Raw genomic sequence first — 251 nt, 5'->3', positions numbered from 1 at the left:
AGGGGCCGACAGCTCCTTCAGCGCACGCAGAGAGCGCTCGGCGCGAAATTCCTGCGTAAAACCGAGGATACCGTTCATCACGATGATAATGACAATCGTAATGGCGTCTAAATATTCGCCCAGCAAGCCGGAAATGAGGGTCGCCCCTAACAAAACCAGCACCATAAAATCTTTGAATTGATTCAATAACAGCGTAATCGGAGATACGCGATTCCCTTCCGTTAGTTCATTACGACCCGCTTCTCCCTGCC

1 protein-coding gene is annotated in these 251 nt (G+C 50.6%); it reads right to left on the bottom strand.

All coding sequences use genetic code 11. The features are described from left to right. On the bottom strand, window positions 1-251 hold a 251-nt coding region (locus KVT27_RS25560), incomplete at both ends, for a cation-transporting P-type ATPase (RefSeq protein ID WP_217582269.1).

Source organism: Lysinibacillus sp. GbtcB16 (genome assembly GCF_019091145.1).
Lineage (GTDB): Bacteria > Bacillota > Bacilli > Bacillales_A > Planococcaceae > Lysinibacillus > Lysinibacillus fusiformis.
Note: the sequence above shows the minus strand (reverse complement) of the source record. Positions and strands in the feature narration are given on the sequence as shown.